The sequence below is a fragment of the Streptomyces sp. Edi4 genome (assembly GCF_040253615.1).
Taxonomy (GTDB): domain Bacteria; phylum Actinomycetota; class Actinomycetes; order Streptomycetales; family Streptomycetaceae; genus Streptomyces.
In genome coordinates, this window is sequence record NZ_JBEJGY010000004.1 from 1,402,803 (window position 1) to 1,428,172 (window position 25,370).

General features: G+C 70.9%; 22 protein-coding genes and 1 pseudogene. 3 read left to right on the top strand and 20 right to left on the bottom strand.

Annotated elements, in window-relative coordinates:
• Positions 1-332 precede the first annotated feature (332 nt).
• From ABR738_RS08335 to pgsA, 15 genes are all read right to left on the bottom strand, one after another.
• The gene (locus ABR738_RS08335) at positions 333-2,840 is read right to left on the bottom strand and encodes a RelA/SpoT family protein (RefSeq protein WP_350229334.1); all 2,508 of its coding nucleotides are present in this window, start codon (positions 2,838-2,840) and stop codon (positions 333-335) included.
• Positions 2,841-3,034: 194 nt separating this feature from the next.
• On the bottom strand, positions 3,035-3,586 hold the full coding sequence (locus tag ABR738_RS08340) for an adenine phosphoribosyltransferase (RefSeq protein WP_350229335.1): 552 nt from the start codon (positions 3,584-3,586) through the stop codon (positions 3,035-3,037).
• A complete protein-coding gene (secF, locus tag ABR738_RS08345) occupies positions 3,583-4,710 on the bottom strand; it encodes a protein translocase subunit SecF (RefSeq protein WP_350229336.1) in 1,128 nt (375 codons plus the stop codon). Before secF ends, ABR738_RS08340 begins: the two co-directional genes overlap by 4 nt.
• 1 nt (position 4,711) lies before the next feature.
• Positions 4,712-6,475, bottom strand: coding sequence for a protein translocase subunit SecD (secD, locus tag ABR738_RS08350; protein WP_350229337.1), 1,764 nt, complete (start codon positions 6,473-6,475; stop codon positions 4,712-4,714).
• A gap of 144 nt (positions 6,476-6,619) precedes the next feature.
• Positions 6,620-7,108: a preprotein translocase subunit YajC gene (gene yajC, locus ABR738_RS08355; protein WP_350229338.1), complete on the bottom strand. Its 489-nt coding sequence runs from the start codon at positions 7,106-7,108 to the stop codon at positions 6,620-6,622.
• 163 nt (positions 7,109-7,271) lie between these two features.
• A complete protein-coding gene (gene ruvB, locus ABR738_RS08360) occupies positions 7,272-8,372 on the bottom strand; it encodes a Holliday junction branch migration DNA helicase RuvB (RefSeq protein ID WP_350229339.1) in 1,101 nt (366 codons plus the stop codon).
• Between the two features lie 104 nt (positions 8,373-8,476).
• Positions 8,477-9,082, bottom strand: a complete 606-nt coding sequence (gene ruvA, locus ABR738_RS08365; RefSeq protein ID WP_350229340.1) for a Holliday junction branch migration protein RuvA — start codon at positions 9,080-9,082, stop codon at positions 8,477-8,479.
• The gene (gene ruvC, locus ABR738_RS08370) at positions 9,079-9,609 is read right to left on the bottom strand and encodes a crossover junction endodeoxyribonuclease RuvC (protein WP_350229341.1); all 531 of its coding nucleotides are present in this window, start codon (positions 9,607-9,609) and stop codon (positions 9,079-9,081) included. Before ruvC ends, ruvA begins: the two co-directional genes overlap by 4 nt.
• Before the next feature lie 119 nt (positions 9,610-9,728).
• A complete protein-coding gene (locus ABR738_RS08375) occupies positions 9,729-10,481 on the bottom strand; it encodes a YebC/PmpR family DNA-binding transcriptional regulator (protein WP_350229342.1) in 753 nt (250 codons plus the stop codon).
• A gap of 110 nt (positions 10,482-10,591) precedes the next feature.
• Positions 10,592-11,179: a pyridoxal 5'-phosphate synthase glutaminase subunit PdxT gene (gene pdxT / locus ABR738_RS08380; protein WP_350229343.1), complete on the bottom strand. Its 588-nt coding sequence runs from the start codon at positions 11,177-11,179 to the stop codon at positions 10,592-10,594.
• A 6-nt stretch (positions 11,180-11,185) separates the two neighbouring features.
• Positions 11,186-12,106 carry a pyridoxal 5'-phosphate synthase lyase subunit PdxS gene (pdxS, locus tag ABR738_RS08385; RefSeq protein WP_350229344.1) on the bottom strand — a complete coding sequence of 307 codons (921 nt, stop codon included), beginning with the start codon at positions 12,104-12,106 and terminating at the stop codon, positions 11,186-11,188.
• Positions 12,107-12,273: 167 nt separating this feature from the next.
• Positions 12,274-12,819, bottom strand: a complete 546-nt coding sequence (locus ABR738_RS08390) for a LemA family protein (protein ID WP_350229345.1) — start codon at positions 12,817-12,819, stop codon at positions 12,274-12,276.
• A gap of 443 nt (positions 12,820-13,262) precedes the next feature.
• Positions 13,263-14,423, bottom strand: coding sequence for a glycosyltransferase family 4 protein (locus tag ABR738_RS08395; protein WP_350229346.1), 1,161 nt, complete (start codon positions 14,421-14,423; stop codon positions 13,263-13,265).
• The gene (locus ABR738_RS08400; protein ID WP_350229347.1) at positions 14,420-15,316 is read right to left on the bottom strand and encodes a phosphatidylinositol mannoside acyltransferase; all 897 of its coding nucleotides are present in this window, start codon (positions 15,314-15,316) and stop codon (positions 14,420-14,422) included. Before ABR738_RS08400 ends, ABR738_RS08395 begins: the two co-directional genes overlap by 4 nt.
• Positions 15,313-15,978 carry a phosphatidylinositol phosphate synthase gene (gene pgsA / locus ABR738_RS08405; RefSeq protein WP_350229348.1) on the bottom strand — a complete coding sequence of 222 codons (666 nt, stop codon included), beginning with the start codon at positions 15,976-15,978 and terminating at the stop codon, positions 15,313-15,315. Before pgsA ends, ABR738_RS08400 begins: the two co-directional genes overlap by 4 nt.
• Positions 15,979-16,252: 274 nt before the next feature.
• On the opposite strand from pgsA, the gene ABR738_RS08410 reads away from it, so the two are divergent.
• Positions 16,253-18,448: an elongation factor G-like protein EF-G2 gene (locus tag ABR738_RS08410; RefSeq protein WP_350229349.1), complete on the top strand. Its 2,196-nt coding sequence runs from the start codon at positions 16,253-16,255 to the stop codon at positions 18,446-18,448.
• Positions 18,449-18,644: 196 nt separating this feature from the next.
• Positions 18,645-20,318 (top strand): AbeC-like domain-containing protein, encoded by a 1,674-nt coding sequence (locus tag ABR738_RS08415; protein ID WP_350229350.1) that lies wholly within the window; start codon positions 18,645-18,647, stop codon positions 20,316-20,318.
• Positions 20,319-20,333: 15 nt separating this feature from the next.
• Here ABR738_RS08415 and ABR738_RS08420 read toward each other — a convergent pair whose 3' ends face one another.
• Both ABR738_RS08420 and ABR738_RS08425 read right to left on the bottom strand, forming a co-directional pair.
• A complete protein-coding gene (locus ABR738_RS08420) occupies positions 20,334-20,894 on the bottom strand; it encodes a nucleoside/nucleotide kinase family protein (RefSeq protein WP_350229351.1) in 561 nt (186 codons plus the stop codon).
• Positions 20,895-20,912: 18 nt separating this feature from the next.
• Positions 20,913-21,359 carry an anthrone oxygenase family protein gene (locus ABR738_RS08425; protein WP_350229352.1) on the bottom strand — a complete coding sequence of 149 codons (447 nt, stop codon included), beginning with the start codon at positions 21,357-21,359 and terminating at the stop codon, positions 20,913-20,915.
• Positions 21,360-21,450: 91 nt separating this feature from the next.
• Here ABR738_RS08425 and ABR738_RS08430 point away from each other — a divergent pair, with 91 nt between their 5' ends.
• Complete coding sequence (locus ABR738_RS08430; RefSeq protein ID WP_350229353.1) at positions 21,451-22,059, top strand: TetR/AcrR family transcriptional regulator; 609 nt, start codon at positions 21,451-21,453, stop codon at positions 22,057-22,059.
• Here the strand turns inward: ABR738_RS08430 and ABR738_RS08435 are convergent.
• The 3 genes and pseudogenes from ABR738_RS08435 to thrS all read right to left on the bottom strand — a co-directional run bounded on the left by ABR738_RS08435 (position 22,043) and on the right by thrS (position 25,292).
• Positions 22,043-22,525 (bottom strand): annotated as a pseudogene (locus ABR738_RS08435) (GNAT family N-acetyltransferase). The gene ABR738_RS08430 and the pseudogene ABR738_RS08435 sit on opposite strands and share 17 nt — an antisense overlap.
• A gap of 123 nt (positions 22,526-22,648) precedes the next feature.
• Positions 22,649-23,206: an HIT family protein gene (locus ABR738_RS08440; RefSeq protein WP_350229354.1), complete on the bottom strand. Its 558-nt coding sequence runs from the start codon at positions 23,204-23,206 to the stop codon at positions 22,649-22,651.
• A 103-nt stretch (positions 23,207-23,309) separates the two neighbouring features.
• On the bottom strand, positions 23,310-25,292 hold the full coding sequence (gene thrS / locus ABR738_RS08445) for a threonine--tRNA ligase (protein ID WP_350229355.1): 1,983 nt from the start codon (positions 25,290-25,292) through the stop codon (positions 23,310-23,312).
• Positions 25,293-25,370 lie beyond the last annotated feature (78 nt).

Below are 25,370 nucleotides of genomic sequence, written 5' to 3' on the forward strand. Positions count from 1 at the left end.
CGGAACCCTAGGGTTCCGGGGCCCTGCCCATGTACGCGGCCCCAGCCCTGGGGAGCCGCGCCACGGCCCGCACACGAGTGGGGCTCAGCCCTCACCCCCGGCCCCGCCCGGACCCGACCATGCCCATGCTGGCCGGCACCGACCCCGCCAGGGGCGCGGGGAACTGCGTCGGCCGAGCCGAAGCCCCCGTGCGGGCCGACACCAGGTGGCCAGGGGCGCGGGGAACTGCGCGACCAGCCCACCACGACCCGCACGTGGAAGCGGGCCGCAGGGGCAGGGCCCGGGAAACCCGGCCCGAGCGGAACTCGGGCAGATTTCCAGCGCGCCGCAGGCTACGGGCGGCGCGCCGACGTGACCCGGTACACGTCGTACACACCCTCCACGCCCCGAACCGCCTTGAGCACGTGCCCCAGGTGCTTGGGATCCCCCATCTCGAAGGTGAACCGTGACGTCGCGACCCGGTCGCGAGACGTCTGCACCGCCGCCGAGAGGATGTTGACGTGCTGGTCGGACAGGACCCGCGTGACGTCGGACAGCAGCCGCGAGCGGTCAAGCGCCTCGACCTGGATGGCGACCAGGAAGACCGAGGACTGCGTCGGCGCCCACTCCACCTCCAGGATCCGCTCGGGCTGCTGGGACAGCGAGTCCACGTTCACACAGTCCGCCCGGTGCACCGAGACGCCGCTGCCCCGCGTGACGAAACCGATGATGGGGTCGCCGGGAACGGGCGTACAGCAGCGGGCGAGCTTGACCCACACGTCGTCGACGCCCTTGACGACCACGCCCGGGTCGGCGTTCTTGCGGCGCTTGCTGCGGCCCCGCGAGGGCGGCGCCGACTCGGCGATGTCCTCGTTGGCGGCCTCCTCGCCGCCGAGCGCCTGCACCAGCTTCTGCACGACGCCCTGGGCCGCGACATGGCCCTCCCCGATCGCCGCGTACAGCGAGGAGATGTCGGGGTAGCGCATCTCGTGGGCGAGGGTGACCAGCGAGTCACCGGTCAGGATCCGCTGGATCGGCAGGTTCTGCTTGCGCATGGCACGCGCGATCGCGTCCTTGCCCTGCTCGATCGCCTCTTCGCGGCGCTCCTTGGAGAACCAGGCCCGGATCTTGTTGCGGGCGCGCGGCGACTTGACGAAGCCGAGCCAGTCCCGTGAGGGCCCCGCGCCGGCCGCCTTGGAGGTGAAGACCTCCACCAGGTCGCCGTTGTCCAGGGTGGATTCGAGCGGTACGAGCCGGCCGTTGACCCGCGCGCCTATGGTGCGGTGGCCGACCTCGGTGTGCACCGCGTAGGAGAAGTCGACGGGTGTCGAGCCGGCCGGGAGCGCGATGACGTCGCCCTTGGGCGTGAAGACGAAGACCTCGTTGCGCGACAGGTCGAAGCGCAGCGACTCAAGGAACTCGCTGGGGTCCTCGGTCTCCTTCTGCCAGTCCAGGAGCTGGCGCAGCCACGCCATGTCGTTGAGGTGGTCGTCCTTGCCGGTCTTGCGCGGCACGTCGGTGCGCACCTTGGAGGCGCCTGCGACGGCCTCCTGCTTGTACTTCCAGTGCGCGGCGATGCCGTACTCGGCGCGGCGGTGCATGTCGAACGTGCGGATCTGCAACTCGACGGGCTTGCCGTTGGGGCCGATCACCGTCGTGTGCAGCGACTGGTACATGTTGAACTTGGGCATCGCGATGTAGTCCTTGAACCGGCCGGGGACCGGATTCCATCGCGCGTGCACCGTGCCGAGCGCCGCGTAGCAGTCGCGGACCGTGTCCACCAGGACGCGGATGCCCACCAGGTCGTAGATCTCCGCGAAGTCACGGCCGCGGACGATCATCTTCTGGTAGACGCTGTAGTAGTGCTTGGGGCGGCCGGTGACGGTCGCCTTGATGCGGGCCGCGCGCAGATCGGACTGGACCTCGTCGGTCACTATGGCCAGATACTCGTCGCGCTTGGGCGCGCGCTCGGCGACGAGCCGCACGATCTCGTCGTACATCTTGGGGTAGAGGATCGCGAAGGCGAGGTCCTCCAGCTCCCACTTGATGGTGTTCATGCCCAGGCGGTGGGCGAGCGGCGCGTAGATCTCCAGGGTCTCGCGCGCCTTCTTCTCCTGCTTCTCGCGCTTGAGGTAGCGCATGGTGCGCATGTTGTGCAGGCGGTCGGCGAGCTTGATGACCAGGACGCGAGGGTCCTTGGCCATGGCCACGACCATCTTGCGTACGGTCTCGGCCTGCGCGGCGTCGCCGAACTGCACCCGGTCGAGCTTGGTGACGCCGTCGACGAGCAGGGCCACCTGGTCGCCGAAGTCGCGGCGCAGGGTGTCCAGGCCGTACTCGGTGTCCTCGACGGTGTCGTGCAGCAGGCCCGCCATCAAGGTGGCCGGATCCATGCCGAGCTCGGCGAGGATCGTGGTCACCGCGAGGGGGTGGGTGATGTACGGGTCGCCGCTCTTGCGCTTCTGTCCCCGGTGCCAGCGCTCGGCGACCTGGTAGGCCTTCTCGACCTGGCGCAGCGTGGCCGTTTCGATCTTGGGGTCGTTGCCGCGCACTATCCGCAGCAGCGGTTCGAGCACCGGGTTGTACGCGGACGAGCGCTGCACACCCAGGCGGGCGAGGCGGGCGCGCACCCGGTTGGAGGAGCCGCCGGAGCGCGACACCGCCCCGGCCGGCACGACCGGCTTCGCGACGGGCGCAGGAGCCTTGGCCGGCGGGGCCGGGCTCTCGGCCTTTCCGGGCGCGGCGGGCTTGGCCTCGGCCGCGGGCTCGGAGGGCGCGGCCGGGGCCGCCGCGGGCTCTTCGGCCGTGTGGTCGGGCTCGTCGGGCTGCGCGGCGGAGAGTGGCTGGGCCTCGTCTGGCAAGAGCGCTCCTCTGGGGTCCCCCCGGACGGTGTCTGGGGGAGGGTCCGGGTCCCCCGGTCAGGCCCGGAAGTACATGGTATCGAGCCAGGGCCCCGCGCTCGCCCCCGGCCGGGTGCGAGCGCTCTGCCCCGATCAACGCCGAAAGCGGGCGCCGGATTCCTCCGGGCCCGCCTTCGGCGGTCTCTGCGACCGGCTCAGATGGTGATCAGGGCGTCGAGCGGGGCGCCTGCCAGGGCGGCGCTCAGGCGCTCACGGCCGCCGAGGAAGCCGAGCTCCATCAGGACCGCGACGCCCGCGACCTCGGCCCCGGCGCGGCGGATCAGATCGAGGGACGCCTCCGCGGTGCCTCCGGTGGCCAGCACGTCGTCGATGACCAGGACGCGGTCGCCCGCGCTCAGGTCCTCGGCGTGCACCTCGATCTCCGCGGTGCCGTACTCCAGCTCGTAGGCCTGCTTGAGCGTGGCCCCGGGCAGCTTGCCCGCCTTGCGTACGGGGATGAAACCGACCCCGGCGCGGACGGCGACGGGCGCCGCCAGGATGAAGCCGCGCGCCTCAAGTCCGACGATCTTCGTCGCGCCGTGCTGGACGCACAGTGCGGCGAGGGTGTCGGTGAGGGCCGTGAACGCCTCCGGGTCCGCGAGCAGCGGGGTGATGTCCTTGAACATCACGCCCGGCTTCGGATAGTCCGGCACGTCACGGATGCGGCTGAGCAGCAGCCCGACGGTTTCGGTGGAGACGCTGGTCATCGGCGCTTCCCCCGGTTGTTGCGGCTGGGCTGACGGCGCTGGCCGACGACCGCGCCCGCGGTCTGCGCCGCGTCGGTGTCGTCGTCCTCGCCGTCCGCGCCGTCCTGCGCGAAGGCGCTCTCGTCCCGCGCTCCCTCGTCCGGCTCGCCCTTCGCGGCGGCCGCCGCGCGCTTGGCGAGCACCCGCTTCTTGAGCGCCTTCATCTCCGGCATGGTCTCCTTCAGGTCGGCGACCAGCGGAGTGGCGATGAAGATCGAGGAGTACGCGCCGGCGGCGAGACCGACGAACAGCGAGAGCGAGATGTCGTTCAGCATGCCGGCGCCGAGGACGCCGCCACCGATGAACAGCAGGCCCGCCACCGGGAGCAGCGCCACGACCGTGGTGTTGATGGAACGGACCAGGGTGCCGTTGAGGCTCTTGTTCGCCATCTCGCTGTAGGTGACCCGGGTCTGCTTGGTGATCCCCTTCTGGCCCTCCTTGAGTCCGTCGAAGACGACGACGGTGTCGTAGAGGGAGTAACCGAGGATCGTGAGCAGACCGATCACGGTGCCCGGGGTGACCTCGAAACCGACCAGGGCGTAGATGCCGACCGTGATCGTGAGGTCGTGGATCAGGGCGACCAGGGCCGCGAGCGCCATCCGCCACTCGAAGGCGATCGCCAGGTAGAGCACGACGAGGACCATGAAGATGATCAGGCCCGTCCAGGCCTTGTTGGCGATCGTCTGGCCCCAACTGGGGCCCACCAGGTCGGCGTTGATGTTGTTCGCGTCGACCTTGAGGTTCTTGGCCAGGTCCTGCTTGATCTGGTCGGACTTCGCGGTGTCGACGCCGCCGATGGTGATGCGGATGGTGTTGTCGCCGAGCTTCTGGGCGATCGCGTCGTGGCCCGACGCGGCTTCGGCGTACTTCTCCGCCTGTGAGGCCGACAGGGAGGTCTTCGGGGTGGTGAAGACCGCCCCGCCCTCGAACTCGATGCCCATCGTCAGACCCCGCACCGCCAGGCCCACGATGGCCGTGATGGTGATCAGGATCGAGATGCCGTACCAGATCTTCCGCTTGCCGACGAAGTCGTAACCGACCTCACCGCGGTACAGCCTGGCGCCGAGAGTGCCGAGCTTCGACATCTCACGCCTCCTTCGGGTTGTCGACGGGGGCGGAGGTGGTGCGGCGGGCCCGGCGCAGCGGGGGCTTGGCGCCGAGCCGCTTCGGGTCGAGGCCGGACCACGGGTGGCCACTGGCGAAGAACTTCCGGCGGGCCAGAAGCGTCATCACCGGCTTGGTGAACAGGAAGACGACGACGACGTCGAGCAGAGTGGTCAGGCCCAGCGTGAACGCGAAGCCCTGGACCTTGCCGACCGTCACGATGAACAGCACCGCCGCGGCCAGGAACGACACGAAGTCGGAGACCAGGATGGTGCGCCGGGCGCGCGGCCAGGCCCGCTCGACGGCGGGACGCAGGGTGCGGCCCTCGCGGATCTCGTCACGGATGCGTTCGAAGTACACGATGAACGAGTCCGCGGTGATGCCGATGGCGACGATGGCGCCGCAGACCGCGGGCAGGTTCAGCGCGAAGCCGATGCCGGGGCCGAGCAGCGTCATGATCGTGTACGTCAGGATCGCCGAGACGACGAGGCTGAGGATGGCGATCGTGGCCAGTCCCCGGTAGTAGGCCACCAGGTAGATGATGACCAGCGCGAGGCCGATGGCACCGGCGATGAGACCGGCGTGCAGCTGGTCGGCGCCGAGGGCCGCGGTCACGGTGGTGACGCTCTGCTCCTGGAAGGAGAGCGGCAGCGCGCCGTAGGACAGCACGTTGGCCAGGTCCTGGGCGCTCGTCTGGTTGAAGTTGCCGGAGATCTCGGCGGAGCCGCTGAGCGTGGAACTCACCGTCGGGGCCGAGACGACCTGGTTGTCCAGCGCGATCGCGAAGCGGTTGTTCGGGTACTGCTGCTGCGAGAGCTTCCCGGTGATCGCCGCGAACTTCTTCGAGCCGCCGCTGGTGAAGTCCATCTGAACGATCCACTGACCGTTCTGGTTGATCACGGCCTGCGACTTGGAGACGTCGGTGCCGTCGACCTCGGCCGGGCCGAGGATGTACTTCTCCGCGCCGTCCTTGTCGCACGCCATGGTCGGCTCGCTGGACTTGGCGCCCTGGCCGGCCTTGGAACGGGCCTCCTTGGTGGAGCAGTCCAGCGCCGCGAACTGGGCCTGGAGCTTGGCGGCGGCCGCGTCACCTGAGGCCGACGGGTCGGGCGCGGGGCCGGCCGGCTTGCTCGCGCCCGGCGTGGGCGAGGTGGAGGCCTTGAGCGCGTCGGTCAGGGCGCGGCCCTGGGGCGTGCTGCCGGAGCTCGGCTTGCCCGCGTTCGGCGTGCCCTTGGCGGAGGCGTTCGGCGCGGGCTTGCCGGTCGCGCTCGGGGCGCCCGAGGGGGTGGCCTTGCCGGTGGCGCTCGGAGAAGCGCTCGGGGTGGGCGCCGCGGTCGGCTGGGCGGTCAGGACCGGCCGGAAGTACAGCTTGGCGGTCTGGCCGACCTGCTGGCGGGCCTGCTCGGAGTTCGTACCCTTGGGGATGTTGACAATGATGTTGTCACTGCCCTGGGTCTGAACCTCGGCTTCGGTGACACCGAGACCATTGACACGGCGGTTCATGATCTGGACCGCCGTGTCCATGTTCTTCTTGTTGATCGCCGACTCCTGGCCGGGCTCCGCCTTGGCCTTGAGCGTGATGCTCGTGCCGCCGGCGAGGTCGATGCCCAGCCTCGGGGTGGTGGTGTGGGAAATGAACATCCCACCGGTGAGCGCGACCATGGCGATGAGGATGAAGGCCAGGGCACGGCCCGGCTTGCTCTGACCCCCCGCCGCCGGCCTTCGGCCCTTGTTCGGTGCTGCCACCTTGTCGTTTCTCCCTGTCCAACCGCCCGGCGCCGGGTAATGCGCGTGGGCGGCCACGAAGTGTTGTGGGGACGTCCCCCGCGGAAGTCGGCCCGCTCGGGGGCCGCCGGCGCCGGTCGGGCGCCGTGCGGTCCCGGCGCGTGACTACTTCGCTTCGGCCCCGCCGTCGGCCTTGCCGTCCTTGCCGTTCGTGTCGTCCGTGGGCAGGGCCGCGTTCTGCGCCTCGTCCTTCTTGCCCAGGTCGATCTTGGCGTCCTTGCTGTCGTCGGCCCCGGCCTCGACCTCGGTGGCGCCGGTCAGCGACGAGGCGTCGTCCGGCACCTCCGGGAGCTCGACGTCGGTGTCGTCGGTGTCGCCGTGCACGATGCGGTTGTACTCCGCGTCACTGAGGACGGCGCCGATCGCGTTCTTGGCGTAGACGGCGTGGACGCCGGGCGCCACCTCCAGGAGGACCGTCTCGTCGCCGATCTCCTTGACCGTGGCGTACATGCCCCCGATCGTGCGGATACCGGTGCCGGGCTGCATCTCTTCGCGCATGGCCGCGGCGGCCTGCTGCTTCTTCTTGGCCGACCGCGTCATCAGGAACATGGCCCCGATAAGCAAAACCAAGGGGAGGAGGGTGATAGGGCTCACGGGACGGAACTTCCTTCGCATGACCACACGAAAGCGCGGCCTGATCTGGGGGTGGGTACGCCGGCCTGGAAGGGCGGCATCGGCGGAGTCTAAGCGAGTCCGCACAGATGGAACAACGCCCAGCATCCCACCGGGGTTCCTCCGCGTACGATCCTCCGCGCCGTCACGCCCCGAAGAGCCCCGGTTGTCCGCTTCCCGCCGGGCCGCCGCCCTGCCGCGGGGGTACGAGGCCGAGGTGGGCCCAGGCGGCGGGCGTCGCCACCCGGCCCCTCGGGGTGCGCGCGAGCAGACCCTCGCGCACGAGGAAGGGCTCGGCCACCTCCTCCACCGTTTCGCGCTCCTCCCCCACCGCGACCGCCAGGGTGGACAGGCCCACCGGGCCGCCGCCGAACAGCTTCAGCAGGGCCTGGAGCACCGCCCGGTCCAGGCGGTCGAGGCCGCGCGCGTCGACCTCGTACACCCCGAGCGCGGCCGACGCGATCTCGGTGGTGATGACGCCGTCCGCCTTGACCTGGGCGTAGTCGCGCACGCGGCGCAGCAGCCGGTTGGCGATGCGGGGGGTGCCACGGGAGCGGCCGGCGATCTCGGCGGCGCCCGCGGTGTCGATCTCCACGTCCAGCAGCCGGGCGGAGCGGTGGATGACGCGCTCCAGCTCGGCGGGTTCGTAGAACTCCATGTGGCCGGTGAAGCCGAACCGGTCGCGCAGCGGGGGCGGCAGGAGGCCCGCCCTGGTGGTGGCGCCGACCAGCGTGAAGGGGGGCAGTTCCAGCGGGATAGCGGTGGCGCCGGGGCCCTTGCCGACGATGACGTCGACCCGGAAGTCCTCCATCGCCATGTACAGCATCTCCTCGGCGGGGCGCGACATCCGGTGGATCTCGTCGAGGAACAGGACCTCGCCCTCCTGGAGGGAGGAGAGGATCGCGGCGAGGTCGCCCGCGTGCTGGATGGCGGGGCCGCTGGTGATGCGGATCGGGGCGCCCATCTCGGCCGCGATGATCATCGAAAGAGTGGTCTTGCCGAGGCCGGGGGCGCCCGAGAGCAGCACGTGGTCGGCGGTCGCGCCCCGGGCCCGTGCCGCGCGCAGGACCAGATCCAGCTGTTCGCGGACCTTCTCCTGGCCGACGAACTCCTCCAGGTCCTTGGGGCGCAGGGCGGCCTCGACCGCGGTGTCCTCGCCGTCGGCGGCGGCCCCCACCAGGCGGTCGCCGGGGCCGTCGGCGGTCGCCGACAGATCCGCGGTGCCGGAGCTGTCTTCCCAGTTCATGACGTGTGCCTCGGATCGTGGTGGGTGGTCGCGGTGCGGGGGCGCAGGCGGGGGGCGTGGGGGGGCGGGTCGGGGGCGCTCGGTGGCCGCCGGGCGCCCCTGGCTCAGCGGGCGCGGTTGAGTGTCTGCAAGGCGGCCTTGAGCAGCGCGCCCACGTTCGGCGGGCTGGAGGCCTCGGCCTGGGGGGTCACCGCGGCGACCGCCTCGTCGGCCTCGCGCGTGGCGTAGCCGAGACCGATGAGGGCGGCGTGCAGCTGGTCGCGCCAGCCCGAGGTGACGGGTGCCCCGACGGCGGGGGCGCTGCCGACGGGCGCTCCCAGCCGGTCCTTCAGCTCGATGAGGAGCTTCTGGGCGCCCTTCTTGCCGATGCCGGGCACGGCGGTGAGCGCCTTCTCGTCACCGGAGGCGAAGGCGCGGCGCAGCGCGTCGGGAGTGTGCACGGACAGGACGGCCTGGGCGAGCCGGGGGCCGACGCCGTTGGCGGTCTGGAGCAGTTCGAACACCTGCTTCTCGTCGTCGTCGGCGAAGCCGTACAGGGTCAGCGAGTCCTCCCGCACGACCAACGACGTGGCGAGCTTGGTGTGTTGGCCCACGCGCAGTTCGGCCAGGGTGTTGGGCGTGCACTGGAGGGCCATGCCGATGCCGCCGACCTCGACCACCGCGGTGTCGGGAGCGAGGGCGGCGACCGGGCCGCTGACGAAGGCGATCATCGGGTGACCTTCCGGACGGAGTGCTGGGCGTGGGCCTGTTGGAGCCGGTTGAGCGCGGGGGCTCGCCAGATGTGACAGATGGCCAGGGCGAGCGCGTCCGCGGCGTCGGCCGGCCTGGGCGGTGCGTCGAGCCGCAGCAGGCGTGTGACCATCGCGCCGACCTGGGCCTTGTCGGCGCGGCCACTGCCGGTGACGGCGGCCTTGACCTCGCTGGGGGTGTGCAGGGCGACGGGGATGCCGCGCCGGGACGCGCACAGCATGGCGACCGCGCTCGCCTGGGCGGTGCCCATCACCGTACGCACGTTGTGCTGGCTGAACACGCGCTCCACGGCGACGAATTCGGGCCGGTGCGTATCCAGCCATTCCTCGATGCCGCGCTCGATGGCGACGAGCCGGTGGCCCAGCTCCACGTCCGCCGGTGTGCGCACGACACCGACGCCGAGCATGGTGAGCGGCCGGCCCGCGACCCCCTCGACGACGCCCACGCCACATCGCGTGAGGCCGGGGTCCACCCCCAGTACGCGCACGGCCCCTCCCCTCGACGATCTTCGACCTTCCGCCAGGCTAACCGGCGGCACTGACAACGGCGGCGGGCCGATGGGACGTGTCCCATCGGCCCGCCACAACCGCTCGGCTCACGGTGACGCTAGGCGTCGACCTTCTCCATGACCTCGTCGGAGACGTCGAAGTTGGCGAAGACGTTCTGCACGTCGTCGCTGTCCTCCAGCGCGTCGATCAGCTTGAAGATCTTCCGCGCGCCGTCTTCGTCCAGCTCGACCTGCATGGTCGGGACGAAGTTGGCCTCGGCCGAGTCGTAGTCGATGCCGGCCTCCTGGAGCGCCGTGCGGACCGCGACCATGTCGGTGGCCTCGGAGATGATCTCGAAGGAGTCACCGAGGTCGTTGACCTCCTCGGCGCCCGCCTCCAGCACGGTCTCCAGGACGTCGTCCTCGGAGAGCTCACCCTTGGGCAGGACGACGACGCCCTTGCGGTTGAACAGGTACGACACGGAGCCCGGGTCGGCCATCGAGCCGCCGTTGCGGGTCATCGCGACGCGGACGTCGGACGCGGCACGGTTGCGGTTGTCGGTGAGGCACTCGATGAGCACCGCGACACCGTTCGGGCCGTAACCCTCGTACATGATCGTCTCGTAGTCGGCGCCGCCCGCTTCGAGACCGGCGCCGCGCTTGAGCGCGGAGTCGATGTTCTTGTTGGGCACCGACTGCTTCTTCGCCTTCTGCACGGCGTCGAAGAGGGTCGGGTTGCCGTCGATGTCGGCGCCCCCGGTGCGGGCCGCGACCTCGATGTTCTTGATCAGCTTCGCGAAGAGCTTGCCACGCTTGGCATCGATCACGGCCTTCTTGTGCTTCGTCGTAGCCCATTTAGAGTGGCCGGACATCTGCCTGTCTCCTTCGCGTAACCCATTCTGCGTCGTTCGGCAGAGATCCTACCGGGACCCGGCCCACCCGTCGCCCGGCCCCCGCGTCGCGGGTGCCGGGCGCGCGCTTGTCAGCCGGCGGCGCGCACCATGTCGACGAAGAGCGCGTGCATGCGGTGGTCGCCGGTGAGTTCGGGGTGGAACGAGGTCGCCAGCGCGTTGCCCTGGCGTACGGCGACGATGTGGCCGCCGTGCTCGGCCAGCACCTCGGCCCCGGCGCCGACGGACTCCACCCAGGGCGCGCGGATGAACACGCCTTCCACGGGGCCCACGCCCGCGACCTCCACGGTCGCCTCGAACGACTCGTTCTGGCGGCCGAAGGCGTTGCGGCGCACGATCATCTCGATGCCGCCGATGGTCTCCTGGCCCGAGCGCGGGTCGAGGATCTTGTCGGCGAGCATGATCAGGCCGGCGCAGGTGCCGTAGACGGGCAGGCCCGCGCGGACCCGCTCGCGCAGCGGCTCCAGCATGCCGAACAGGGCGGCCAGCTTGGAGATGGTGGTGGACTCGCCGCCGGGGATGACGAGGCCGTCCACCTCGGCGAGTTCTTCGGGGCGCCTGACCGGCCTGGCCACGGCGTCCGCCGCGGCCAGGGCGATCAAGTGCTCCCGTACGTCGCCCTGGAGCGCGAGGACGCCGATGACGGGGGGGTTGTTCATGAGGGACTACCAGCCGCGGTTGGCGTAGCGCTCGGTCTCGGGCAGCGTGTCGCAGTTGATGCCGACCATGGCCTCGCCGAGGTTGCGGGAGGCGTCCGCGATGATCTTCGGGTCGTCGTAGAAGGTGGTGGCCTTCACGATGGCGGCGGCGCGCTTGGCGGGGTCGCCCGACTTGAAGATGCCCGAACCCACGAAGACGCCCTCGGCGCCGAGCTGGCGCATCAGGGCGGCGTCGGCGGGGGTGGCCACGCCACCTGCGGAGAACAGCACGACCGGGAGCTTGCCGAGCTCGGAGACTTCCTTGACGAGCTCGTACGGCGCGCGCAGCTCCTTGGCGGCGGCGTACAGCTCGTTGTTGTCGAAGCCGCGCAGCTTGGCGATCTCGTTCTTGATCTGGCGCAGGTGGCGGACGGCCTCGACCACGTTGCCGGTGCCGGCCTCGCCCTTGGAGCGGATCATGGCCGCGCCCTCGGCGATGCGGCGCAGGGCCTCGCCCAGGTTGGTGGCGCCGCACACGAACGGCGTGGTGAAGGCGAACTTGTCGCTGTGGTTGACCTCGTCGGCCGGGGTCAGGACCTCGGACTCGTCGATGTAGTCCACGCCGAGCGACTGAAGGACCTGGGCCTCGACGAAGTGGCCGATGCGGGACTTGGCCATCACCGGGATGGAGACCGCGCCGATGATCTCCTCGATCATGTTCGGGTCGGACATCCGGGCCACGCCGCCGTCCTTGCGGATGTCGGCCGGAACCCGCTCGAGGGCCATGACGGCGACGGCGCCCGCGTCCTCGGCGATCTTCGCCTGCTCGGCGTTGACCACGTCCATGATCACACCGCCCTTGAGCTGCTCGGCCATGCCGCGCTTGACGCGTGCGGTGCCGACGGCGGGGCTGTCGGCGTGGGGGGTGCTGGAAGGGGTGCTGGACACGGAGCGACCTCACGGGGGTGAAGATGGGATTCTGCTGTCCCGAGACAACCCCGGCGGGGTGGGCCACATCAAGGGCCAATGCGCACCCGGTGGATCGTTTTTCCTGCTGGAGCGGGTCATCGGCCCCGCGAGCGGGCGCCTGACGCTCCGCCCGGGCTCCGCCGGGCTCAGCTCCCCGGCCGGTCGGCGAGCGCCGTCGGCGGCTCGTCGTCCATCTCGAACGCGAGCGGGAACGGCGCGTGGCCCGCGAGCCGGAACCAGCGCACCGTGCGGTGCCTGCGCAGCGCCCTGGCCGCGCGGACGGCGTCATTGTGGAAGCGCCGCGCCATCGGCACCCGGCGCGCCGCCTGAGCCAGCTCCTCGGCGGCCTCCACACCACCGGGCGCGGCGCGGACGGCGTCCACCTGCGCGGGCTCGGTGAAGACGGCGCGCAGCGCCTGGCTGAGCTCGCTCTCGGCGACCTCCCGGTGCTCCTCCTCCGCCTGGCGCGCGGCGTGCGCGGCCTCGTAGAGCACGATGGAGGCGGCCGGGTCGAGCACGCCGCTGGTGGCGATTTCCTGGGTGACCGAGGCGCGGCGCACCAGTTGGGCGTCGAGGGCCGCCCTGGCCGCGTCGATGCGGGCGTGCAGGCGGTCGAGGCGGCCTGCGGTCCAGCTGAGGTAGAGGCCGATCGCGACGAGGGCGACGGCGATCCAGATGAGGGTTACGGTCACGGGCCGCAAGGCTACCGGCAGCCGTCCGGCGGTTGAGGACGAACGCCGTGCAGGCCGAACCCGGGTCTGGGGCAGCCCCAGGGACCCCGGCTCGGGACCGTGCTCGCTTCCCGCGCAGTTCCCCGCGCCCCCGGCAGGGCTCGTGCGGGCCCACGCCGGCATCCGCGGCCCGCTTGGAGCATTCAACCCTGGCCCGCACAGGCGTGGTCAGCCCGTCGCGGGGGTGCCCCCTGGCCCTCAAGGCCTTGGGGGAGATTGAGGACGAGGGCCCTTCAGGTCCGAACGGGGTCTGGGGCGGAGCCACAGGGGTCCCGGCTGCGGACCGTGGGTGGCTGGGCGCGCGGTTCCCCGCCCCTGGCGGGGCTCGAGAGGGCCCGCATGGGCGTCCTCGGCCCGCTTGGAGCATCCAATCCTGGCCCGCATGGGCATACCGTCGCCGGGGTTCAGTCGCGGGCCAGGCCGAAGCGGGCCCGGAAGCCCGGGCGTTCGTCGGCCGCGACCGCCGCCGCGCCGTGCGTCACCGTCTCGTACACCGCGAGGATGTCCGCACCCACCGTCGACCAGTCGAAGCGCCGCACATGGGCCGAGCCGCGCCGGCTCAGGCCCGCGCGGCGCCCGGGGTCGGCGAGCAGCCGCACCGCGGCCGACGCCAGTGCTTCGGCGTCCTCGTTGGCGAACAGATCGCCCGCCTCCCCCTGGTCGAGCACCTGCGCGAACGCGTCCAGGTCGCTGGCGAGGACCGCGGCGCCCGCCGACAGTGCCTCGACCAGGATGATCCCGAAGCTCTCGCCCCCGGTGTTGGGCGCGACGTACACATCGACGCTGCGCAGCAACCGCGCCTTGTCCTCGTCGCTCACCATGCCAAGGAACTCCACCCGGGAGCGCAGCCCGGGCGGCAGGGAGGCGACCGCCTCCTCCTCGTCGCCCCGTCCCGCCACGAGCAGCCGGGCGCCAGGGCGCTCGGCGAAGATCTTCGGCAGCGCCTTCATCAGGACCGGCAGGCCCTTGCGGGGCTCGTCGATGCGGCCGATGAAGCCGAGGGTCTGGCCCTGCCACTCCTTGTTCGGCTCCGCCCGCGCGAAGAATTCGACGTCGACCCCGTTGGGGATGACCACCGCGTCGCCGCCCAGGTGCTCCACCAGGGTGCGGCGCGCGTACTCGCTGACCGCGATGCGCGCGCTGATCTTCTCCAAGGCCGGCTGGAGGATCGGGTACGCCGCGATCATGGCCCGCGAGCGCGGGTTGGAGGTGTGGAAGGTCGCCACGATGGGGCCCTGCGCGGCCCAGCACGAGAGCAGGCCGAGCGAGGGCGAGGCGGGCTCGTGGATGTGGATGACGTCGAAGGTGCCCTCGTGCAGCCAGCGCCGCACGCGCGCCGCCGAGAGGAACCCGAAGTTGAGCCGCGCCACCGAGCCGTTGTAGGGCACCGGCACGGCACGGCCCGCCGAGACGACATAGGGGGGCAGCGGGGTCTCGTCGTCGGCCGGCGCGAGGACCGACACGTCGTGGCCCAGCCGGATCAGGTGCTCCGCCAGGTCCCTGACGTGGAACTGGACGCCGCCCGGCACATCCCAGGAGTACGGGCAGACGATGCCGATCTTCACGCCCGTCGTTCCTCCAGATCCGCGAGCCACACCCGTTGCAGCATGTGCCAGTCCTCCGGGTGGTCGGCGATTCCGCCGGCGAAGGCGTCCGCCAGCGCCTGTGTCATGACGGACGTCTTCGCGGCCCGGTCACCTGTCTCGGGCACCTCGATGGGCGGGTGCACCCGGCCCTTCATGACGGGCGTCTCGTCGTACCAGAGCGTCACCGGCAGCAGCAGCGCGCCGGTCTGCTGGGCCAGCAGCGCCGGGCCCGCCGGCATGCGGGCGGTCTCGCCGAAGAACGTGACCTCGACGCCGGAGGCCGAGAGGTCGCGGTCGGCGACCAGGCAGACCAGGCCGCCCGCGCGCAGCCGCCGGGCCAGCGCGCCGAAGGCCGCGCCGCCGGTGTGCGGCAGCACCTCCATGCCAAGGCCCTCGCGGTAGGCGACGAAGCGGTCGTACAGCGTCTCGGGCTTGAGGCGTTGGGCGACCGTGGTGAAGGGGGTGTCCAGGCGGGTGGTGACCCAGGCGCCCGCGAGGTCGTAGTTGCCCATGTGCGGCAGGGCGACGACGACGCCGCGCCCGGAGGCGAGACCGTCGACGAGGTGGTGGATGCCCTCGCCCTCGAACCCGTTCCTCATCCGCTCCTTGCTCCACGCGGGCAGCCGGAAGGACTCCATCCAGTACCGCATGTACGAGCGCAGGCCGGCCCGGGAGAGTTCGGCGAGCCGGTCGGGGCCCGCGTCGGGGACGACGCGCGCCAGGTTGGCCTCCAGGCGCAGCACGCTCTTGCCGCGCCGCTTCCACACCTGGTCGGCGATGCGCCGGCCAAGACCGGTCGCGACGGGTTCGGGCAGTTTTTTGACCGTGGCCCAGCCGAGGCCGTACAGCGCGTCGCTCAGCCTGTCCTTCATGCGCCCGCCTCGCCGGCGGACCGCGCGGCGGCCGTGTCCGCCTCGGCGGACTCACGGCGGACCGTCACCACGCGCTGGATCAGCGTGATCAGGCTGCCCACGGCGACGATCCACAGCGCGATGGGCAGCAGCACCTGGATGCCCGGCACGCCGAAGCCGTGCAGTCCCGCGAGGCCCGCGGCGACCAGCGAGATCACCAGGCGCTCGGCGCGCTCCACCAGGCCGTTGACCGCGACCGGGAGACCGATCGCCTCGCCGCGCGCCTTGGTGTAGGAGACGACCTGGCCGCTGGCCAGGCAGAAGATGGCGACCGCGCACAGAATGTTGTCGTCGCCGCGCCCGGCGTACCAGAGCGCGAAGCCGCCGAAGATCGCGCCGTCGGCGACCCGGTCGAGCGTGGAGTCGAGGAAGGCGCCCCAGCGGCTGGAGATCCCGGCCTGGCGGGCCATGTTGCCGTCGACCAGGTCCGAGAAGACGAACAGGGTGATGACGATCGTGCCCCAGAAGAACTCTCCGCGGGGGAAGAAGACCAGCGCACCCGCCATCACTCCGGCCGTGCCGACGAGGGTCACCGCGTCGGGGCTGACTCCTCGGCGGAGCAGAAACGCGGCGATCGGCGTGAGGACACGCGTGAAGAATGCACGCGCGTACTTGTTCAGCATGGCCTTCCCGAGGGGTCGGTGTGGCCGCGCGGCCCCTGCTGGCCACCGGCCGACCCATCGTAGCCACGACTGGCGGGCGCCACCGCCGGGCACCCGCCAGGCGGCGCCCGGGCGGCGTGTGTCACGTACGACGTATGGACGCACCGTGACCGGAGTGGAAAGCTCGAATTACCGCGGGCGTCGCAGCTGCCGCCTCGGCACGCGCAGTCCGCGTGTCCGCGCCCTCACACCACCTCACCGCGCGTCACGAGCGGGAGGACCGAGAGGAACCGACATGGGCGACAAGGCGAACGCACACCCCGGGGCCGCCGGCAGGGCCACGACGGCCGGCCACCCCGCATCGGTACGGAATGTGGTGCTGGTCGGCCACAGCGGCTCAGGAAAGACCACGCTGGTGGAAGCCCTCGCACTGGCGGCGGGGGCCGTCAACCGCGCGGGCCGGGTCGAGGACGGCGGGACCGTCTCCGACCACGACGAGATCGAGCACCGCCAGCAGCGCTCCGTACAGCTGTCGCTGGTCCCGATCGCCTGGGACGGCTTCAAGATCAACCTACTGGACACCCCCGGATACGCCGACTTCGTCGGGGAACTCAGGGCCGGTCTGCGAGCGGCGGACGCGGCCCTGTTCGTCGTCTCGGCGGCGGACGGCATGGACGGCTCCACCCGGATGCTCTGGGAGGAGTGCGCGGCCGTACGCATGCCGCGGGCCATCGTGGTCACGCACCTTGAGGCGGCCCGCGCCGACTTCGACGCGATGACCGGGATCTGCGCGGGCGCCTTCGGCGGCGACGACCCCGACGCCGTACTCCCGCTCTATCTGCCGGCGCACGGCGCGCCTGGCCCCGACGGGCACGTCCCGGTGACCGGGCTCATCGGCCTGCTCTCGCAGCGGGTGTTCGACTACTCATCGGGTGAGCGCAAGGAGATCGGGCCCGACGCGGGCCAGCTCCCGCTGATCGAACAGGCCCGCAACCGGCTCATCGAGGGGATCATCGCGGAGAGCGAGGACGAAACCCTCATGGACCGCTACCTGAGCGGCGAGGACATCGACTTCACGTCGCTGGTCGCCGATCTGGAGCGAGCCGTGGCGCGCGGCACCTTCCACCCCGTCCTGGCCGCGGCGCCCGCCGCCGACGGCGCCCGGCACGGCCTCGGCACCATCGAACTGCTCGAACTCATCACCGGGGGCTTCCCCTCGCCCCTGGAGCGGGCCACGCCCGACCTCACGACCCCCGAGGGCAAGCCCCGCCCGGCCCCGGCCCGCACCGCCGATGGGCCCCTGGTCGCCGAGGTGATCAAGACCTCGTCCGACCCGTACGTGGGCCGGATCAGTCTGGTACGGGTCTTCTCGGGCACCCTGCGCCCCGACGAGACGGTGCACGTCTCGGGTCACGGCATGGCGGAGCGGGGCCATGAGGACCACGACGTCGAGGAGCGCGTCGGCGCCCTGTCGTCGCCCTTCGGCAAACAGCAGCGCCCCCTCACGCAGTGCGTCGCGGGCGACCTGGCGTGCGTGGCGAAGCTGGCGCGGGCCGAGACCGGCGACACCCTGTCCGCCAAGGACGACCCGCTCCTGATGGCGCCCTGGGCCATGCCCGACCCGCTGCTCCCCCTCGCCATCGAGGCCCACAGCAAGGCCGACGAGGACAAGCTCTCGCAGGGCCTGGCCCGTCTGGTGGCCGAGGACCCGACCATGCGGCTCGAACAGAACCCGGGCACCCACCAGTTGGTGCTGTGGTGCCTGGGTGAGGCACACCGAGACGTCGCCCTGGAGCGCCTGCGCACCAGGTACGGCGTCCAGGTCGACGTCGTGCCGCACAAGGTGTCCCTGCGGGAGACCTTCGGCGCGCGCTCGGCCGGGCGCGGCCGGCACGTCAAACAGTCGGGCGGGCACGGGCAGTTCGCGATCTGCGAGATCGAGGTGGAGCCCCTGCCACCGGGCAGCGGCATCGAGTTCGTCGACAAGGTGGTCGGCGGGTCCGTGCCGCGCCAGTTCATCCCCTCGGTCGAAAAGGGCGTACGGTCCCAGGCCGCCAAGGGTGTGGCCGCGGGCTATCCGCTGGTGGACGTGCGCGTCACACTCCTGGACGGCAAGGCGCACTCGGTGGACTCCTCCGACGCCGCGTTCCAGACCGCCGGGGCGCTCGCCCTGCGCGAGGCGGCCGCCGAGGCCCGCATCCATCTGCTCGAACCGGTCGCGGAGGTCCAGGTCATGGTCGCCGACGACTACGTGGGCCCGGTCATGAGCGACCTGTCGGGACGCCGGGGCCGGGTGGTGGGCACCGAACAGGCGGGACCGGGGCGCACCCTGGTCAGGGCCGAGATCCCCGAGATCGAGATCGGACGCTACGCCCTCGACCTCAGGTCGCTCTCGCACGGCACCGGACAGTTCAGCCGCAGATACGCGCGGCACGAGCCGATGCCACCCCAGCTCGCCGACAAGATGCGCGCACAGGACGAAGGGAAGTGAGGGGGAGACAAGGGCGGGAAGGCGCACGCTAGTTGACGTAGCGTCAGGAGCGCGCCCGGCGCGTGCCTCCGCTCGAGGGGCGGCATCACGACGTCACCTGACGGGCGGGCCGCCTCCCCGATACGCTGGGGTCGCAGATCAGATGGTGTGCGCGGGGCGGCGGCCGGGAACAGGCCGCGCAGGACGGCGTGCGGCGATGGGGGCGGCAGTGACCACGGAAGAGCCATTCTTCGACTTCTTGCCCAGGCCACAGGTGCCGTTGCAGGGCTCCGCAGGCCAGACGGCGGCGACCCAGGCCCTCGCCTCGGCCGCGTACCGGGACAGCCCGGTCCAGGACATACTCATGGCCAACAGCGAGTGGCACGAGTCCGTGGTGACCAAGGGCAAACTGTCCCTCCTGGAACCCAACCTCGGCGAGGCCTTCTCGCGCGCCGTGCAGTCCCGGATGCTCGGCGCCACCCGCAAGGGCATCATCCAGTCCTTCGGCACCGAGCCCGGCACCATCGTCGAGCACTGCCTGGCCTCGATCCGCATCCGCAAGGAACGCGACACCAAACTCACCCTGGTCATGGCCGTCTTCGGGCTGCTCTTCCTGCCCGGCATGCTGCTCTGGCTCGGTCTCTTCCAGCTGCGCCGCACCCTGGCCGGGGCCAAGGACCGCCGCGCCGGGGCGCTCGGCACCATCCTGCTCGTGGCGGCCGCGGGCCTGGCCGTGCTCTTCCTGATCAAACTGCCCTTCCACGGCTTCCTCGGCCTCTATCTGCGCGCGATGATCGTGGCCCCGGTCATCGGCTGGTTCTGGGCCAAGGTGATCTGCGAGAAGACCGCGCGCGACCTGCGCTCGCGCTGGGACAGCCTGCTCGGCGGCGGCGGCATAGGAGCCAAGATCCCCGAGGCGGTGCCCAAGAGCGCGGCGGCCGGCTCCGCCGAGCAGCTGCGCCAGTCCCTGGTCAAGCTGGCCGCCGAGGACCAGAGCAACGTCGTCTTCTACGCCGGGCCCAAGGGGATACTGGGCATGGGCACCCGCTGGGGCAGCTGGCAGCTCGCCGAGGAGCTTGAACCCAAGGAGCCCGGCAAGGAGATCCACGGCTTTCGCAGCTGGGACGTCATACGGGCCATCCAGGACCGCCTCCAGCTCCTGGAGCGCGGCCCGCTGCACACCGGCGGCTTCCCCACCCCCTCCATCAAGAACTGGGTGGTCTCCCCCATCGGTGAGGGCGCCAAGGAGGTGTCACGCCCCAGCGGCCAGGACATCGACAACTTCCAGGTGCGCCAGCACGAGATACAGCGCATCTGCAACGAGCAGCAGTTCTCCAGCGGGAACCGGCACTACCTCGGCATCCAATTCACCCTGTGGGACGGCCAGTTGGTCATCACCATGATGGTCACCGTCACCGTGCTGCACGAGACGCTGCGGATCGAGGTGACCGGGCACGCGCTCGGCCCGGTGCACCCCCTGTTCACCACCAAGCCCTCCCCCAAGACCAAGGAGGTCGACAAGACCTTCAAGTTCTGGGAGAAGAAGACGGTCCAGCTGCCCCTGGTCGACGCCGCGGAAGTGGTACGGCTCACCGCCCGCGCTCCGCTGACCTGGTACCCGCCGGTCCTCGACCATCTGGGCGGCAGAATAGCGCTGCCCGAGCCCTTCGGCCTGCGGCACGCCTGGGCGGACAAGCCCTGGCGCCACCGCTTCATGGCGGACGACGCGATGCGCGCGGCTACACCCGTCCTGCGGGTGGTGCACGCCGCGGCCATGAAGGTGCTCGACGAGCACGGGGTGAACACCGAGCGCTTCACCAACCGCTCGATGATCCTCAGCGGCCTGGTCCAGGACCCGGCCCCCAGGAAGGCCGACGTGTACGACGCGTAGACCCTGTTCCAGGTGTCACGGTGTCACGACCCGCGGGCGCGCGAACACCGAGTTGTCGATGACGACGTCCATCATCGGCAACGGGTCGACTTCCCGCAGATAGACGCGCTCGGCGGCCGGATACCTGGTGCGGCGCAGCGTATCCGCCTCGGCCCCAGCCCAGTCCTGGTCCCGCTCGGCACTCCGCCGGACGGACAGTTCCGCGTCCACCCGCAACCACACACGGAAGTCCCAGTAAGCGTTGATCTCGGGACGGAAGGCGAAAACCCCGTCCACGATCAGCACCGAGTCCGCCCCGAGCGGCGTCACTTCGGATGAGTGGTCGCGCTGGGCCAGTGGGTCGATGCCGCACAGCGCACCCGTCGTCGCTCGCGATGACCGGCAGGGGTCCAGCAGCAGGCGCTTGACCGCTTCGTAGTCGTACGCGTTCCGGTGGTACCCCTCACCAGCGTGCTGCGCTCGGCGGAGGCTTCCGGCGGGCAGGGCTGCCGCCAGGACGAAGCCGAATGCTGGACGCCTGGCCGCGGTGATCTCATGGAGGGAACTATCGGCCGGTTCGACGGCCGGGAAGATCACACGTCAGCGGCCGACGGCTCAGGTGAGGGCGGTGACCAGGGTGGCGAAGGCGGCGATGATGACGGCGACGCGGACGTAGTGGAAGCGCTGCCAGCGGTCCAGTTGCTCTCTCCAGTCGGCGGGCCGGTCCTCGGGGGTCCACGTCTTGTTCCGGTTGTTGATCGGGACGAGCAGCAGGATCGACATGATCACGCTGAGAATCAGCAGCGCGCCCGCGGTGACGACCAGGCCGGCGCCGCGGTGGTGCCGGCAGGTGACGGCCCAGGCCGCGACGAGGACGGACGAGCCGATGTACCAGAACGGCATCACGGCGCCGAGCATCCGGCCCCCATGGGCGTGGCCCTGCTGGGCGCTGTCCTCCGGGAGGGCGTCGAGGATCCGGCTCATGACGACGAGGACGGCGAACTCCACCCCCACCAGCACGCCGACCACCACAGTGGTGAAGACCTCGAGTGCCTGGAACATGACGACCCCTCCTAGAATCTAGCGCCGCTAGGCGATGAGGCAACGCTAGACCTACTGCCGCTCGATTGTCTAGCGATGCTAGGATCGGATCATGTCGGTACAGGAACGCAAGGAACGCGACCGGGCGGAGCGCGAGCGCCTGATCGTGGCGACGGCCCGCCAACTCGCCGAGCAGCAGGGCTGGGACGCGGTCACCACCCGCCGGCTCGCCGAACGCATCGAGTACAGCCAGCCGGTCCTCTACAGCCACTTCCGCGGCAAGCGCGAGATCATCGGCGCCGTCGCCCTCCAGGGCTCCACCGAGATGGCCGCGGCGGTGCGGGCCGCGACCGCCGCCGCGAACGGGCCGCGCGCCCGGGTGTACGCCCTCGCCCGCGCCTACCTCGACTTCGCCGAACGCAACCCGGCGGTCTATGACGCCATCTTCCAGCTCGACGGCGGCCTCGCGTACGCACAGGAGGAGACCCCGGAACCCCTCAAGGACGCTTTCGCCGCGCTACTGGAGTGCCTGGGCGAGGTCACGGGGGACGGCGTCGCCCTGGGACTGTTCACCGAGGTGTTCTGGGCGTCCCTGCACGGAGTGGCGACCCTGACCCGGTCCGGACGGCTCCCGCCCGAGGACACCGAGGCGAGGGTGCGGCTGCTGGTGGACCGGCTCCCTGTGCACGCCGCCGAGGGCGGGCTCAACGGCGGGGCGTGACCGAGTCCCGCACACCGAGCCACTGAGCGGCACCCGAGGCCCGGTACCGCTCCGCCCCGGTGAACCCCAGCTTTGCCGCGAGGCGCATCGAGGCGGCGTCGGCGGTCTGGGTGGCGAGCACCACCGGCACACCGGGGAGGACACTGTCGAACCAGTCGAGCGCCGCCGCGCACGCTTCGGCGGCCTACCCGAACCCCCACGCTCGCGGCAGGAACAGGTAGCCGAGCTCGACCTTTCCCCACGGCCGCGGGCCGATGGTCCTGCGCCGCCCTCCTGAGCAGGATGCGGCCGGCCATCGTCCCGCCGAGACCGACGACGAAGCTCCCGGCCACCGCTCGGGCACCTCGGGCACAGTCCGCTCCAGCTCGTCCCGCCGACGGGGCACACCGAGGTAAGTGTGCACCTGAGGCGATGCCGGCAGCTCGATGAACGCCGCACGGTCCCGCGCCTCGGACTCACGCAGCATGAGCCTCTCGGTCCTGATCGGTGCGGACGCCCGTCAAACGGATCCGGGATCAGTCATGGCTGCCAGCCGGCCAGCGGGCTCGGCAGCGATCAAGACGTGCGGACCCGCCGGCCCCTCGGTGCCCTAGGCGGGCCAGGCGTTTGCGAGCATCGTGCGGGTGTCCGCGAGGAGTTGGGGCAGCACCCGGGTGTGGCCGACGACCGGCATGAAGTTGGTGTCCCCGCCCCAGCGGGGCACGATGTGCTGGTGCAGATGGGCGGCGATCCCGGCACCGGCCACCGACCCCTGGTTCATGCCGATGTTGAACCCGTGCGCGCCGGACGCCGCGCGCAGCGCGGTCATCGCCCGCTTGGTGAGCTCGCCCAGCTCCAGGGTCTCGGCCGCGTCGAGCTCGGTGTAGTCGGCGACGTGCCGGTAGGGGACGACCATGAGGTGCCCGCCGTTGTACGGGTACAGGTTGAGCACCGCGTACACGTGCTCGCCCCGCTTGACGATCAGCCCGTCCTCGTCCGACTTCGCCGGAATCGAGCAGAACGGACACCCGTCGCCGGACTCCGGTCCCGTCGGCTTGTTCTCGCCCTGGATGTAGGCCATCCGGTGAGGCGTCCACAGGCGCTGGAACGCGTCCTGGACACCCACTCCGATCTGCTGCTCCGGCTCACTCGTCATGAGGAAAAGCATAGGACTTCGGTGCCTCGGCACGTCGTCCGGGTCACCCGTCACGGAACACGCGCGGGCCCCCGGGAAGGCGCGCTTCCCGGGGGCCCGCGGCGTGGGGCGGGGCTCAGACCTGGGTCCGCTCCGCCACGACCTTCTCGATCTTCGCGATGGCCTCGGCCACCGGGATGCCGTTCTCCTGCGAACCGTCGCGGTAGCGGAAGGAGACGGCGCCCGCGGCCATGTCCTCGTCACCCGCGATGATCATGAACGGGACCTTCTGCTTCTGCGCGTTGCGGATCTTCTTCTGCATGCGGTCCGACGAGGCGTCGACCTCGACCCGCAGCCCCTGGTCCTTGGCCTGGCGGGCGAAGTCCTGAAGGTACTCCACGTGCGCGTCACCGATCGGGATGCCGACCGCCTGGACGGGGGCCAGCCACGCCGGGAACGCGCCCGCGTAGTGCTCCAGGAGCACCGCGAAGAAGCGCTCGATGGAGCCGAACAGCGCGCGGTGGATCATGACCGGCTGCTGCTTGGTGCCGTCGGACGAGGTGTACTCGAGGCCGAAGCGCTCGGGCTGGTTGAAGTCGACCTGGATGGTCGACATCTGCCAGGACCGCCCGATGGCGTCCTTGGCCTGCACCGAGATCTTCGGGCCGTAGAACGCGGCGCCGCCCGGGTCGGGAACCAGCGGGAGGTTCTGCTTCTCGGCCGCCAGACGCAGCGCCTCGGTGGCCTCCTCCCAGGCCTCGTCGGTGCCGATGAACTTGTCGGACTCCGGGTCACGGGTGGACAGTTCGAGCTCGAAGTCGTCCAGGCCGTAGTCGCGCAGCAGGTCGAGCACGAAGGTCAGGAGCGAGTCGAGCTCCTGCGGCATCTGCTCCTTGGTGCAGTAGATGTGCGAGTCGTCCTGCGTGAAGCCCCGCGCGCGGGTCAGGCCGTGCACCACGCCGGACTTCTCGTAGCGGTAGACCGTGCCGAACTCGAAGAGCCGCAGCGGCAGTTCACGGTAGGAGCGGCCGCGCGCCTTGAAGATCAGGTTGTGCATGGGGCAGTTCATCGCCTTGAGGCGGTAGTTCTGCCCGTCGAACTCCACCGGCGGGAACATGCCCTCGCCGTAGTGCGGCAGGTGGCCCGAGGTGACGAAGAGCTCTTCCTTGGAGATGTGCGGGGTGTTCACGAACTCGTAGTTGGCGGCCTCGTGCTTCTGGCGCGAGTACGCCTCCATCTCCCGCCGGACGATGCCGCCCTTGGGGTGGAAGACCGCGAGACCGGAGCCCAGCTCCTCGGGGATGGAGAACAGGTCGAGCTCGGCGCCGAGCTTGCGGTGGTCGCGCTTCTCGGCCTCGGCGAGGAACTCCAGGTGCGCCTTGAGCTCTTCCTTGGTCGGCCACGCGGTGCCGTAGATGCGCTGGAGCATCGGGTTCTTCTCGCTGCCGCGCCAGTAGGCGCCGCCCGAGCGCATCAGCTTGAACGCCGGGATGTTGCGGGTGGTCGGCAGGTGGGGGCCCCGGCAGAGGTCCTTCCAGCACAGCTCGCCGGTCTTGGCGTCGAGGTTGTCGTAGATGGTGAGCTCGCCGGAGCCGACCTCCGCGTCCGCGCCGTCCGCGGCCTGGGCCGCGTTGCCCTTCAGGCCGATGAGCTCCAGCTTGTACGGCTCCTCGGCGAGCTCGACGCGGGCCGCCTCGTCGGTGGTGACGCGGCGCGAGAAGCGCTGGCCGCGCTTCTGGATCTCCTGCATCTTCTTCTCGATGGCCTTCAGGTCCTCGGGAGTGAAGGGCTTCTCGACGTCGAAGTCGTAGTAGAAACCGTCCCGGACCGGCGGGCCGATGCCGAGCTTCGCCTCCGGGTGCAGCTCCTGCACGGCCTGGGCCATGACGTGCGCGGTGGAGTGGCGCAGGATGTTGAGGCCGTCCTCGGAGGAGATCTCGACGGGCTCGACCTCCTCGCCGTCCTTCACCTCGTACGCGAGGTCCTTCAGCTCGCCGGCCACGCGGGCCGCGACGATGGTGCGCTCACCGGCGAAGAGCTCGGCCGCCGTAGTGCCCGTCGTCACCACGCGCTCTTCCCGCTCGGAATCGCGTTGGATGATCACACGGACGTCTGACACCGGACTTCTCCTGCCGTAGGGGGCGCGCAGCGCTTCTCGCGTACGCGGGACGATCCTACCGAGCCGGTGGGGTACGTC